Origin of the sequence: Pseudomonas sp. B14(2022), assembly GCF_012030485.1 — a bacterium.
Taxonomy (GTDB): Bacteria; Pseudomonadota; Gammaproteobacteria; order Pseudomonadales; family Pseudomonadaceae; genus Aquipseudomonas.
On the sequence record NZ_JAAUVM010000005.1, the window covers coordinates 120409 to 131916 of the forward strand.

Genomic DNA, 11508 nt, shown 5'->3' on the forward strand with positions numbered 1-11508 from the left:
GGGGCAAGCCCCTCCCACATTTTCAGATGCATTTCAAAGTGAGTGCTTTAGAGTTTCGCTGGGTAGTTCCTTGAACAATGCTCGATAGCTGTTAGAGAACCGCCCCAAATGCCAGAACGACCAGTTCATCGCCACCTCGGCCACGGTTGTTCCGGTACTGCTCAGCAACTCCCTCCGTGCCCCATTCAACCGGCGCAAGCGCAACCACTGCGCCGGGCTCATCCCGGTGTAGGTCTTGAACCCTTGCTGCAACTGGCGCAGCGGCACGCCGGCGATCCGAGCCAGTTCCAACAGATTGACGGTTTCGTCCGGCGCATCCGCCGCCCACTCGCCTATGCGTGCCATCAATTGGCGCTCTTCGCTGCGCCGCTGCAATGAACTGCGGTCCAGGCACACGCAGGCGTTGTCGAGGATGAACAGGCAGTCGTCGAGCAATTGCTGGGTGAGGGCGTCGCGGCTGATCGGGTCGGTCAAGGTGGACAAGCGCGTCAGCGTGCCACTCAGCCAGCGGCTGAACAGCGCGTTTTGCTGACAAGTCAGCGGCGCCATGAACAGGCCTTCCAGCGTCTCCATATCCAGGCCGTGGCGCTGCACGAATTGCGGGCCGAACACTACCGCCACTTCGCGGTAGTTTTCCGGGGTGATCCAGGTGTTGCGGCTTTCGCCATTGAGCAGGTACAGCGCGTTGTCGCTGCCATCGAAACAGAACGCCAACGCGCCCGGTGGTGCGTTGAAGTGCTGCTCCACGCGGGTGTTCATGCTCTCTTCGTAGACCTCGACACCTTGCAGGTCGAGGTAGCGGATGCGCCCGGCAAAATGCCCGGGGGACATCTGCTGGTACTGCTGCACCCAACCGGGTGTCGCACTGCATTGGGCGGCCACGTCACCGGTGGTGAAGGCCTGTACGCGCAAAGCGGTTGCCTGTGTCATGGGTGATCCGTGCGCACTCTATTGGTGCGTTGTGCTGCGTGCAAAGTGGATAGATGGCCCGTGAAGGCTGGCCCAAGATAGACCTCAATGCGCCGCGAGTACAAGCCGGCGCAAGCCAACCCGTCTGCCGGAGCGTGTGTTGCTGCTGTTGAGCGTCTAAAAAACCAAAAGGGGTGTCGATATGCGTCTTGTGAACAAGCTTCTTCCGCTGGCCCTGGTGGCCGCGTTCAGCAGTGCCGGCCAGGCCGCGCCGACGGTGAGCGTCTACAACTGGACCGACTACATCGGTGAGACCACCTTGGCGGATTTCCAGGCCAAGACCGGGATCAAGGTGATCTACGACGTATTCGACTCCAACGAAACCCTGGAGGGCAAGTTGCTCGCCGGTCGCACCGGCTATGACGTGGTGGTGCCGTCCAATCACTTCCTGGCGCGCCAGGTAAAGGCCGGCGCGTTCCTCAAGCTCGACCGTTCGCAGTTGCCCAACTTCAAGAACGTTGATCCCAAGCTGCTCAAGCTGCTGGAGAAAAACGACCCGGGCAATGCGCACTCGGTGCCGTACCTGTGGGGTACCAACGGCATCGGTTATAACGTCGACAAGGTCAAGCAGGTGTTGGGCATCGACCATATCGATTCATGGGCGGTGCTGTTCGAACCGGAGAACATCAAGAAGCTCAACCAATGCGGCGTGGCCTTCCTCGACTCGGCGGATGAGCTGTTCCCGGCGATCCTCAACTACATGGGCAAGGACCCGCGCAGCGAGAATGCCGAGGACTACAAGCAGGCCGAGGCCAAGCTGTTGACGCTGCGGCCGTACATCACCTACTTCCATTCCTCCAAGTACATTTCAGACCTGGCCAACGGTGATATCTGCGTGGCGTTCGGCTATTCAGGTGACGTATTCCAAGCGGCCAACCGCGCCAAGGAAGCCAAGAACGGCGTGAATATCGCTTACTCGATTCCCAAGGAAGGCTCCAACCTATGGTTCGACCTGCTGGCCATCCCGGCCGATGCGAGTAACCCGAAAGAGGCCCATGCCTTTATCAATTACCTGCTCGACCCTGAAGTGATCGCCAAGGTCAGCGCCTCGGTCGGTTACGCCAACGCCAATCCGGCGGCCAAGGCGTTCATGGACCCGGAACTGGTGAACAACCCTGAGGTGTACCCGTCCCAGGCCGTGCTCGACAAACTCTATATTTCCACCACGCCGACCCCGGCGACCATGCGCCTGATGACGCGCGCCTGGAGCAAAGTGAAGACCAACAAATGATTCAAGCCAGTGACCACGCGCGTTCCTACTACCTTGCGTCCGCGAATGCCATGCCGGAGCGCCCGTCACTGGGCGCCGACCTGAGCGCCGATGTCTGTGTGATCGGCGGTGGTTTTACCGGCGTCAATACCGCTATCGAACTGGCCCAGCGCGGGCTCTCGGTGATCCTGTTGGAGGCCCGGCGTATCGGCTGGGGCGCCAGTGGGCGCAACGGTGGGCAGTTGATTCGCGGCATCGGCCACGATGTGTCGGGGTTCGCCAAGTACGTGGGCGAGGAGGGTGTGCGTTACCTGGAGCACGCCGGTATCGACTCGGTGGCGCTGGTGGGCGAGCGTATTCGCGAGCACCGGATCGACTGCGACTTGCGCTGGGGGTTTGCCGAGCTGGCCAACACCCCGGCGCAGTTCGCCGCCTTCAAGGGCGAGCAGGACAGCCTGGCGCGCCTGGGGTATGCCCATGAGATCCGTCTGGTGGGCCCGCAGGCTATCCGCGAAGTGGTGGATTCGACGCAGTATGCCGGCGCTTTGGTGGACATGGGCTCCGGGCACTTGCACCCGCTGAACCTGGTGCTCGGCGAGGCTCAGGTGGCCGAGTCCCTGGGGGTGCGGATCTTTGAACACACCGAAGTGCTGGCGCTGGTTCACGGCGACACGGTGCAGGTACGTTGCGCTGGCGGCACGGTACGCGCCGCCAGTCTGGTACTGGCCTGCAATGCCCATCTGGAAGAATTGGAACCGCGCCTGAGCGGCAAGGTGCTCCCGGCGGGCAGTTACATCATCGCCACCGAGCCGCTGCCTGAAGACGTCGCCCACGCATTGATCCCGCAAAACCTGGCCCTGTGTGACCAGAAAGTCGGCCTGGATTACTACCGGCTTTCCGCCGACCGCCGCCTGTTGTTCGGCGGTGCCTGTCATTACTCCGGGCGCGATCCGCGGGACATCGCCGCCTATATGCAACCGAAGATGCTCAAGGTGTTTCCGCAACTGGCCGACACCGCCATCGCGTTCCAGTGGGGCGGCAAGATCGGTATCACCGCCAATCGCTTCCCGCAGGTCGGGCGGCTGCAGCAGTACCCGAACGTGTTCTACGCCCAGGGCTATTCCGGGCATGGGCTTAACGTGACCCACTGGTGCGCGCGGCTGTTGGCCGAAGGCATACACGCGGGCCACAGCCAGGGCCTGGATGTGTTCAGCCAGGTGCCGCACATGACCTTTCCTGGCGGCAAGGCGTTGCGCTCGCCGCTGCTGGCGTTGGGGATGTTGTGGTACCGCCTGAGGGAATGGGTCTAGCCGACCGGCATCAGGTGGCAGTCATCATTCTTGGGGTTCGGTAAGTACCTTGCGGAAGGTTTCCACCAACGGCCGCAGGTTGATCCGGTGCCATGCCGCCCACAGCGGTGTGGTGTAGGTCAGCCACGGCAGTTCGCGCAGGACCACGCCGGGCGGTGCATTGCGGCTCAGGCCTTTTTGCACCATCGCCACCCCCAGCCCGGAGGCGACCAGGCCCAGTGCGGTAAACGGCTCGCTGGCTTCCATGGGGATCTGCGGGGTGAACCCTGCACGGATGCACGCGGCAACGAAGTCATCGGCCGGGCCGGCGCCGGGTTTGCGTTGCACGCCGATCCATTGCTGCTCGGCGAGATGGGCGGGCAGCAGTTCGTGTTGATGCGCCAGAGGATGATGCTCGGGCAAGGCCAGCAGCATCGGATCGTCCAAGACTTGCCGCGCGGTCAGGTCCGGGTCATCGACAGCGGGCGGCTCACCGACCAGGGCGACGTCAAGGCTGCGTTGGCGCAACCCTTCGAGCTGTTCCAGGGACGGCAGGTTGTAGAGCTTGATGTGCACGCCGGGCCGGTCATCGCGCAGGACGCGCAGGGCATTGGGCAATACGCCGGCATGCATGGCGTTCTCGATGTAACCGATGCACAGGCCGCCTTCTTCACCCCGACCCAGGCGTTTGCCCAGGGACTCCAGGCGATTGGCGTGGGTCAGCAGGGCCTTGGTTTCGGCGAGAAAAGTCTGGCCGTCGCGGGTCAGGCGGATGCGTTGCTGGCTGCGCTCGAACAGGATCAGGCCCAGACGCTCTTCGAGTTGGGCGATTTGCCGGCTCAGGGGCGACTGGGAAATGTGCAGGCGCTCGGCGGCGCGGCCGACGTGTTCTTCTTCGGCGACCACTTCGAAGTAGCGCAGTTGGCGTAGATCGATCATGTAAGACCTTCAAGGACTCAAGTTCGTCGCAGTATGTCTTGGACGGTCTGATCTATGCAATCTAGGATCTGCTCAACGGTCACAGCGACCCTGAACCCGATTGAGGATCCATCATGAGCCTGAAAGACAAACTGCCCGGCCAACTGGGCTTTGGCACCGCACCGCTGGGCAATATGTTCCGCGCCATTCCCGAGGAGGAAGCCCAGGCCACCGTAGCGGCTGCCTGGAACCACGGGGTGCGTTACTTCGACACCGCGCCGTTCTACGGCTCGGGTCTCGCGGAAATTCGCCTGGGCCAGGCCCTGTCGACCTATAACCGCGATGACTACGTGTTGAGCACCAAGGTCGGCCGGCTGATCCTCGACGAAGTTGAAGACAGCGCCCGCGACCTTGGCGAGAAAAGCGGCGTGTTCGAACACGGTCGCCCGAACAAGATGCTCAACGACTACAGCGCCGACGCCACCCTGCGCTCGATTGAGGACAGCCTGAACCGCCTGCAAACCGATCGCCTGGACATCGTGTGGATTCACGACATTGCCCAGGACTTCTACGGCGACCAGTGGCTGGAATACTTCAACCAGGCGCGTACCGGCGCGTTCAAAGTGCTCACCCGCCTGCGTGAAGAGGGTGTGATCAAGGCCTGGGGCCTGGGCGTGAACCGCGTCGAGCCGTGTGAGCTGACCCTGGACCTGAGCGAGGCGCAACCCGATGGTTTCCTGCTGGCCGGCCGCTACACCTTGCTGGACCATGAGCGCGCCTTGCAACGGCTGATGGACGCGGCCCAGGCGCAGAACGTCGAGATCGTCGTCGGAGGCCCTTACAGTTCGGGCGTCCTGGCCGGTGGCGCGCACTTCGAATACCAGCAAGCCAGCCCGGCGATCATCAGCAAGGTCGAGCAGATCAGGGCGATTGCCCAGGCATTTGGCGTGAGCGTAAAAGCGGCGGCACTGCAATTTTCCCTGGCACATCCCGCCGTGGCTGCTGTAATTCCGGGAGCCAGTCGCCCGGGGCGGATTGCCGAAGACGTCGCGGCGTTGTCAGAAAAAATCCCCACTGCCTTCTGGCAGGCCCTGCGCGATGCCCGCTTGATTTCGGACGGTGCACCACTGCCACGTTGAATCCAGGAGTTCATGATGAAAATTGATGTAAGTGGAAAAGTAGCCATCGTCACCGGCAGCACCGCCGGCATCGGCCTGGGTATCAGCCAGGCCCTTGCGCAGTCCGGCGCCACCGTGGTGGTGATCGGGCGTGAAGCCGGCAAGGTCGACGATGCGCTGGCGAGCATTCGCCAGGCGGTGCCGGGCGCGGACCTGCGCGGGCTGGTGGCGGATCTTGGCACCGCCGAAGGCGCCGAAAAGCTGTTCGCTGCCGAACCTCGTGCCGACATCCTGGTCAACAACCTGGGCATCTTCAACGCTGTGGATTTCTTCGACGCCCCGGACAGCGAGTGGACGCGCTTCTATGAGGTCAATGTGATCTCCGGCGTGCGCCTGGCGCGGCATTACGTGCCGGGCATGGTCGGGCAGGGTTGGGGCCGAGTGATTTTCCTGTCATCGGAGTCCGGCGTGGCGACACCGGCGGACATGATCAATTACGGCGTGACCAAAAGCGCCAACCTGGCGGTGTCCCATGGCCTGGCCAAGCGCCTCGCGGGTACGGGGGTGACGGTGAACGCTGTGCTGCCAGGCCCGACGTTTACCGACGGCCTGGAGCAGATGCTCAAGGACGCCACGGCCCAGTCCGGACGCAGTGCGCGGGATGAGGCCGATGTGTTTGTACGCAATGCGCGGCCCACGTCGATCATCCAGCGTGCGGCGAATGTGGATGAAGTGGCGAACCTGGTGGCGTACATTGCTTCACCCTTGTCTTCGGCCACCACCGGTGCCGCGTTGCGGGTCGATGGCGGTGTCGTCGACAGCATGGCGATCTGAATTCTTTTTTATTGTGTGGAGTATTTATCGTGGCAACTGCCTCTTGCGTAATTGAAATCCCTGTATCGGCCGATCAGGTCTGGCAATTGGTCGGCGGCTTCAACAGCCTGCCGGATTGGCTTGCGTTTATCGCCAAGAGCGAGCCCGGTGAAGGTGGCCGCGTGCGCCATCTGACGACCGCCGACGGTGGTGTGATCGTCGAGCGTTTGCAGACCTTCGATAACGTCGGGCGTACCTACAGCTACACCATTGAAGAGTCGCCGTTTCCGGTGAGCGCGTACCTGGCAACGTTGCGGGTTGAGGCGTTGACCGAGTCGTCGGCGAAGGTGACGTGGTCTGGTGTGTTTACCCCGGCGGCGGGTACGACGGAGGCGGCGGTGGAAGAGCTGTTTGCCGGTATATACAGCGGCGGCCTGGAAGCGTTGCGCGCGAACTTCCCGGCCTGATCCGATCTACCAGGCAATGCAAGACTAATGTGGGAGGGGCGGTGCGACGATTCGACTTGCCGCCTCCCACCGTTTGACCTCACTGGCTGATGGATCAGGCTTCGGGCATCAGTTGCTGGCGGCACTCCAGGATCAGGCGCGCACCGCCTTGCTCGCTGGTGCCGACTTCCAACTTGAACCCATGCAAGTTGATGATCGCCGCCACAATCGACAAACCCAACCCGAACCCGCCTTGCTGGTCGCTTTCATCCACCCGATAAAAGCGCTGGAACACCGCATCGCGCTCGGCCGCCGGTATGCCCGGCCCGGAGTCGTGCACTTCAATGCGCGTGCTGCCGGCATCGTTGAGCCCGCGCAGGATCACTTCGCCGCCCGGTGGGGAGAACTTGATGGAATTGCTCAGCAGGTTGGCCAGGGCTTCGAACAATAGGGCGCGGTCGCCGGTGATCCATGGCAGGGACTCCGGGGTTTCCAGGCGCAGCTGCAATTCGCCTTCCTCCGCCAGGGGCAGGTAGAAATCATGCAACTCGCGCAGCAGCGGCAGCGGGTCCATGACCAGGAAGCCGGAACGGCGCTGGTGGTCTTCCAGTTCGGAGATGCGCAGCAGCCCGCGAAAGCGCGCCATCAGGGTGTCGGTCTCGGCGATGGCGTCGTCCAGTTTCACCGCGTAGCCTGAGTCCTGCTCGGCCTCCTGCCGGATGCGGTAGAGCTGCGCACGCAGGCGGGTCAGCGGGGTGCGCAGGTCGTGGGCGATGTTGTCGCAGACGCCCTTGACCTCGTTCATCAGCTTTTCGATGCGGTCGAGCATGGCGTTGACGATGGCGGCGAGCATGTCCAGTTCGTCACGCCGGTTGGACAGCGGCAAACGGTGGGTGAGGTCGCCGGCGACGATGGCTTCAGCGCTGGCCTGGATCCCGCGGATCCGGCGCAGCGGGCGGCGGCGCAACAGATGCCAGCCGGCGGCGCCGGGGATAATCGTCAGGGACAGCGCCCACAGCAGGGCATGCCAGATGATCCGCGTCACACCGAACAGCGAGCCATTGGCGCGCACCAGCACCAGCCAGCGGCCGTCGTCGGTGTGGCTGGCGACGGCGTCGCAGCTGTCCTTGGGCAGTTTGGGGTCGTCGGAGTCGACGCAGTTGGCCAGGGCGTGGATCTTGCCGTCCAGCGGCAGGTCGGGCGGAATCGCGCGGATCGGTCCGCTCAAGGGACGGAACTGCTCATCGAACAGGCCGTAGGCGTCCACGCCCTTCATGTCGAAGGTCATGCTGGTGGTCAACGCTTCCAACAGTTCTTCGCCGTCGAAGCGTTGGAACAGGTGCTGGCGTTGCATCAGGGAATGGCGCGACAGGTCGCCCAGGTAACCTGACACCTCGTAATACAGCACCCCCATGAGGATGCAGCTCCAGGCCACGAACAACGAACTGTACAGCGCCAGCAGGCGGCTGCTGGAAGAACGCCAGCCTTTAGAGGGGTTCAGCAATGACATAACCGGAACCTCGTACCGTGCGGATCAGCGGCGGGAGGCCCGGTGGATCGATTTTCTTGCGCAGGCGGCCGATGTGCACGTCGATCAGGTTGGTGCCCGGGTCGAAGTGATAGCCCCAGACTTCCTCGAAGATCATCATCCGCGACAGGATCTGCCCGGTGTTGCGCATCAGGAATTCCAGCAGTTTGTATTCGGTGGGCAGCAGGCTCAGCGGCTGTTCGGCGCGGCTGGCTTCGCGGCTGATCAGGTTCAATTCCAGGTCGGCCACGCGCAGGGCAGTCTCGAATTCCTTGACCGTGCTTTTGCGGCGCAGCAGCACCTCGACGCGGGCGGCCATTTCGTCCGAGGCGAAGGGCTTGGTCAGGTAGTCATCACCCCCGGCGCGCAGGCCGCGCACGCGCTCGTCGACGTCGGAGAGGGCGCTGATCATCAGGATCGGCGTCGATACCCCGATGGTGCGCAGAGTGGTGACGATGGCCAGGCCATCGAGTTCCGGCAGCATGCGGTCGAGGGTGATCAGATCGTAATCACCACTCACGGCGCGGACCAGGCCTTCGCGGCCGTTGTCCACCCAATCTACGTCCAGTCCATGGCTACTCAGCTCGGCGACGATCTCGCGGGCCGTTACGGCATCATCCTCGATGGTCAAAATGCGGGTCATAGGATTACCTGGTGAGCGATTCACACTAGAAGTGGGGGCATTTTGCCAAGAAATGGCTGAACGCTTCCTAAATAAAACTTCATGTTGGCAAAACTGACACAAGTTTCATGGCGGGTACCGGCCGGGGACCATCCGTCTCCCACAGGGAATGCATTACGCCCGCCTGCCGCAGCCATTTCTTGCAAGTTGCATGGTTCAGGCAAGTTCAATTTACTTAACGTGTTGAAATATAAGGAGTTTAATTTTTGGCGCGACTGGCATGCTGCCTGCACTGTCCCTTTTGAGACTTGTAACACTATTTTTCCTGCCGGGAGCACAACAACAATGATCACATCGTCATCCATGCTGCAAGAGTCGAGCGCGCGCTCCGGGGTTTCCTGGGGGGCTATCTTTGCCGGGGCCGCTGCGGCGGCTGCGTTATCCCTGATTCTGGTATTGCTGGGCTTCGGCCTGGGTTTTTCGGCGGTGTCGCCGTGGGCCGACAGCGGTATCAGCGCCAAGGGGCTTGGCATTTCCACGATTATCTGGCTGGCGTTTACCCAGATCGTTGCCTCGGGCCTGGGCGGTTATATCGCCGGCCGGTTGCGGGTGAAGTGGGCCAATATGCATGGCGATGAGGTGTACTTTCGCGACACCGCCCATGGTTTCCTGGCCTGGGCGGTTGCCACGCTGATCACCGCAGTGCTGGTGGTCGGTTCGGTCAGCAGTGTCGTGAGCGGCGGTGTGAAAGCCGGTGCCAGCGTGGCAGCGGGCGCGGCCAGCGGTGTCACACAAGCCGCAGGCAGTGCAGCCAAAGGCGTCAACGGCGGCGACTTTGACTACTACGTCGACAGCCTGTTTCGTGATGATCGCCCGGTCGCCGTCAGTGATGACGCTGCCCATGGCGTGGTTGCACGCATCTTCACCCGCACCCTGAGCAACGACGGCCAACTCGCCGCTGAAGACCGTGCCTACCTGGCCCAGTTGATCAGCCAGCGCACCAACCTCAGCCAGGCCGATGCCGAAGCGCGTATCGACAAAGTCTACGGCGATGCCCGTAAAGCCGTCGAAGACGCCAAGCTCAAAGCCAAGCAAGCCGCTGATACGGCCGCGAAAGTTGCTGCCTATACCTCGCTGTGGACCTTTGTCGCACTGTTGATCGGCGCTTTCTTTGCCAGCTTCGCTGCGACCTTTGGTGGCCGTCGCCGCGATGCCGTGGTGTACGTCGAAACCGAAACCTACGTTCGTTAATTCAAGGAGAACACCATGCGCTCATTACTTCTGTGGTTCCTCGGCGTGCCGATCCCGGTCATCATCCTGATTGCAATTTTCATGCACTGATCCCGGGCTCAGCTCGGCCCGATGTGGGAGGGGACAAGTTCCCTCCCACATTTGGGTTTGTAGAGTGTCAGCCAGGTTGCTACCAACAGTGCGCTGGCAACGGCGGTCATGATCACCAGCGGCTGCGAGGTACCGTCGGACAGCAGCCCGGTGGCCCAACTGCTCACGGCAGTGAGGAACATCTGGGTAAAGAAGAACAACCCCGACGCGGTTCCTGCAATCGCGCCGTACGGCTGCAACACCGACAGTTGGCACGCCGGAATCACCATCCCCACCGACACCATGATCACCAGCATCGGCAGCACGATCGCCAGCCATTCCCCCGGCATGGCGGTGGTGGCAACCGCGAGCATCACGCTGCCCAGCACGTTCAAGCCGATGGCTGCATTGATCAACCGGTCCGGCTCGAAGCGCCGCACCAGCCTGCGGAACAGGTTCGCGCCGAGCATGTAGCCGCTGATCGTCGCCGCGAACACCAGCGCATACGCCGTGGCCGACAGGTGGAAGCCCCGCTGCAGCAGCGCCGAAGACTCACTGATAAACGGGAAATAGGTGCTGTACACGCAGCCGATCGCCAGGGAATAGCGCAGGAAATAGCGGTCGCGCAGTAACTGACCGTAGAGGCGTAGCAGGTTGCTCGGCGGCGCGGCGGCGACATCGGCCGGGCGGGTTTCGGGCAGGCGGCGATACACCACCAGGTAGAGCACTGCGCCGATCACGCCGAGCAGCACAAACAGGCCGCGCCAGTCGATGAAGGGCAGCATCAGGCTGCCAAACACCGGAGCGACCATCGGTGACACGGCCATGGCCATGGAAATCAGGCCCAGCAGGCGCGCCTGTTCATCCCGGTCGAAATAGTCGCGCACGATCACCCGACCGATCACCGTGGTGCAGCACCCGCCCAGGGCCTGGAACAGGCGGGCGATGATCAGCACACCGATGCTGTCGGCCAGGGCGCAGGCCACGGTAGCCAGCACGTACAGAAACAGTCCCGCCAGCAATACGGGACGGCGGCCGAAACGGTCGGTCAGCGGGCCGCTGATCAGCAGGGAGATCGCCGAACCGAAGGTGTACAGCGTGAGGGTCAACTGCAACTGGCTGTCGCTGGTCTGGAAGTAATCGGCCATGGCGGGCAGGGCGGGCAGGTGCATGTCCAGGGTGATGCGTGGCAGGCCGATCAGCACGGTCAGCAGTATCAGCCAGAACCACGGGGAGAGGGCGCGTTGAGTCATGGGCGGTGTCTTCACGAGGAGG

Annotated in this window: 11 protein-coding genes; 6 read left to right on the plus strand and 5 right to left on the minus strand. The window is 62.5% G+C overall.

The genetic code is table 11. The features are described 5' to 3' along the window. Positions 1 to 33: 33 nt before the first annotated feature. A complete protein-coding gene (locus HCF10_RS10165; RefSeq protein ID WP_145337246.1) occupies positions 34 to 930 on the minus strand; it encodes a helix-turn-helix domain-containing protein in 897 nt (298 codons plus the stop codon). Positions 931 to 1111: 181 nt separating this feature from the next. Between HCF10_RS10165 and HCF10_RS10170 the strand changes: the two genes are divergently transcribed. Together HCF10_RS10170 and HCF10_RS10175 are read left to right on the plus strand one after the other, a co-directional pair. Next, on the plus strand, positions 1112 to 2200 hold the full coding sequence (locus HCF10_RS10170; RefSeq protein ID WP_167655437.1) for a polyamine ABC transporter substrate-binding protein: 1089 nt from the start codon (positions 1112 to 1114) through the stop codon (positions 2198 to 2200). After that, positions 2197 to 3489, plus strand: a complete 1293-nt coding sequence (locus tag HCF10_RS10175) for an NAD(P)/FAD-dependent oxidoreductase (protein WP_167655438.1) — start codon at positions 2197 to 2199, stop codon at positions 3487 to 3489. Before HCF10_RS10170 ends, HCF10_RS10175 begins: the two co-directional genes overlap by 4 nt. Positions 3490 to 3513: 24 nt before the next feature. On the opposite strand, the gene HCF10_RS10180 is transcribed toward HCF10_RS10175, so the two are convergent. Then, positions 3514 to 4407 carry a LysR substrate-binding domain-containing protein gene (locus tag HCF10_RS10180; RefSeq protein ID WP_167655439.1) on the minus strand — a complete coding sequence of 298 codons (894 nt, stop codon included), beginning with the start codon at positions 4405 to 4407 and terminating at the stop codon, positions 3514 to 3516. Between the two features lie 113 nt (positions 4408 to 4520). Between HCF10_RS10180 and HCF10_RS10185 the strand changes: the two genes are divergently transcribed. From HCF10_RS10185 to HCF10_RS10195, 3 genes are read left to right on the plus strand one after another with little or no spacing between them, the layout of a single operon-like run. Further along, the gene (locus HCF10_RS10185; RefSeq protein ID WP_167655440.1) at positions 4521 to 5525 is read left to right on the plus strand and encodes an aldo/keto reductase; all 1005 of its coding nucleotides are present in this window, start codon (positions 4521 to 4523) and stop codon (positions 5523 to 5525) included. 15 nt (positions 5526 to 5540) lie between these two features. Next, on the plus strand, positions 5541 to 6338 hold the full coding sequence (locus HCF10_RS10190; protein WP_145337251.1) for an SDR family NAD(P)-dependent oxidoreductase: 798 nt from the start codon (positions 5541 to 5543) through the stop codon (positions 6336 to 6338). A 29-nt stretch (positions 6339 to 6367) separates the two neighbouring features. After that, complete coding sequence (locus HCF10_RS10195) at positions 6368 to 6784, plus strand: SRPBCC family protein (RefSeq protein ID WP_167655441.1); 417 nt, start codon at positions 6368 to 6370, stop codon at positions 6782 to 6784. A gap of 94 nt (positions 6785 to 6878) precedes the next feature. Here HCF10_RS10195 and HCF10_RS10200 read toward each other — a convergent pair whose 3' ends face one another. Both HCF10_RS10200 and HCF10_RS10205 read right to left on the minus strand, forming a co-directional pair. Beyond that, entirely contained in the window at positions 6879 to 8273 is a 1395-nt protein-coding gene (locus tag HCF10_RS10200; RefSeq protein WP_131700203.1) for a sensor histidine kinase, read from the minus strand. Beyond that, positions 8251 to 8934, minus strand: coding sequence for a response regulator transcription factor (locus HCF10_RS10205; RefSeq protein ID WP_122539638.1), 684 nt, complete (start codon positions 8932 to 8934; stop codon positions 8251 to 8253). Before HCF10_RS10205 ends, HCF10_RS10200 begins: the two co-directional genes overlap by 23 nt. Before the next feature lie 324 nt (positions 8935 to 9258). Here HCF10_RS10205 and HCF10_RS10210 point away from each other — a divergent pair, with 324 nt between their 5' ends. Continuing rightward, a complete protein-coding gene (locus HCF10_RS10210; protein WP_167655442.1) occupies positions 9259 to 10164 on the plus strand; it encodes a hypothetical protein in 906 nt (301 codons plus the stop codon). A 98-nt stretch (positions 10165 to 10262) separates the two neighbouring features. Here HCF10_RS10210 and HCF10_RS10215 read toward each other — a convergent pair whose 3' ends face one another. After that, on the minus strand, positions 10263 to 11486 hold the full coding sequence (locus HCF10_RS10215; protein WP_167655443.1) for a multidrug effflux MFS transporter: 1224 nt from the start codon (positions 11484 to 11486) through the stop codon (positions 10263 to 10265). Between the last annotated feature and the right edge of the window lie 22 nt (positions 11487 to 11508).

Excerpts from the sequence above, each read along its gene's own strand:
- HCF10_RS10165 (WP_145337246.1), bottom strand. The coding sequence starts at position 930 with ATGACACAGGCAACCGCTTTGCGCGTACAGGCCTTCACCACCGGTGAC.
- HCF10_RS10170 (WP_167655437.1), top strand. The coding sequence starts at position 1,112 with ATGCGTCTTGTGAACAAGCTTCTTCCGCTGGCCCTGGTGGCCGCGTTC.
- HCF10_RS10175 (WP_167655438.1), top strand. The coding sequence starts at position 2,197 with ATGATTCAAGCCAGTGACCACGCGCGTTCCTACTACCTTGCGTCCGCG.
- HCF10_RS10180 (WP_167655439.1), bottom strand. The coding sequence starts at position 4,407 with ATGATCGATCTACGCCAACTGCGCTACTTCGAAGTGGTCGCCGAAGAA.
- HCF10_RS10185 (WP_167655440.1), top strand. The coding sequence starts at position 4,521 with ATGAGCCTGAAAGACAAACTGCCCGGCCAACTGGGCTTTGGCACCGCA.
- HCF10_RS10190 (WP_145337251.1), top strand. The coding sequence starts at position 5,541 with ATGAAAATTGATGTAAGTGGAAAAGTAGCCATCGTCACCGGCAGCACC.
- HCF10_RS10200 (WP_131700203.1), bottom strand. The coding sequence starts at position 8,273 with ATGTCATTGCTGAACCCCTCTAAAGGCTGGCGTTCTTCCAGCAGCCGC.
- HCF10_RS10205 (WP_122539638.1), bottom strand. The coding sequence starts at position 8,934 with ATGACCCGCATTTTGACCATCGAGGATGATGCCGTAACGGCCCGCGAG.
- HCF10_RS10210 (WP_167655442.1), top strand. The coding sequence starts at position 9,259 with ATGATCACATCGTCATCCATGCTGCAAGAGTCGAGCGCGCGCTCCGGG.
- HCF10_RS10215 (WP_167655443.1), bottom strand. The coding sequence starts at position 11,486 with ATGACTCAACGCGCCCTCTCCCCGTGGTTCTGGCTGATACTGCTGACC.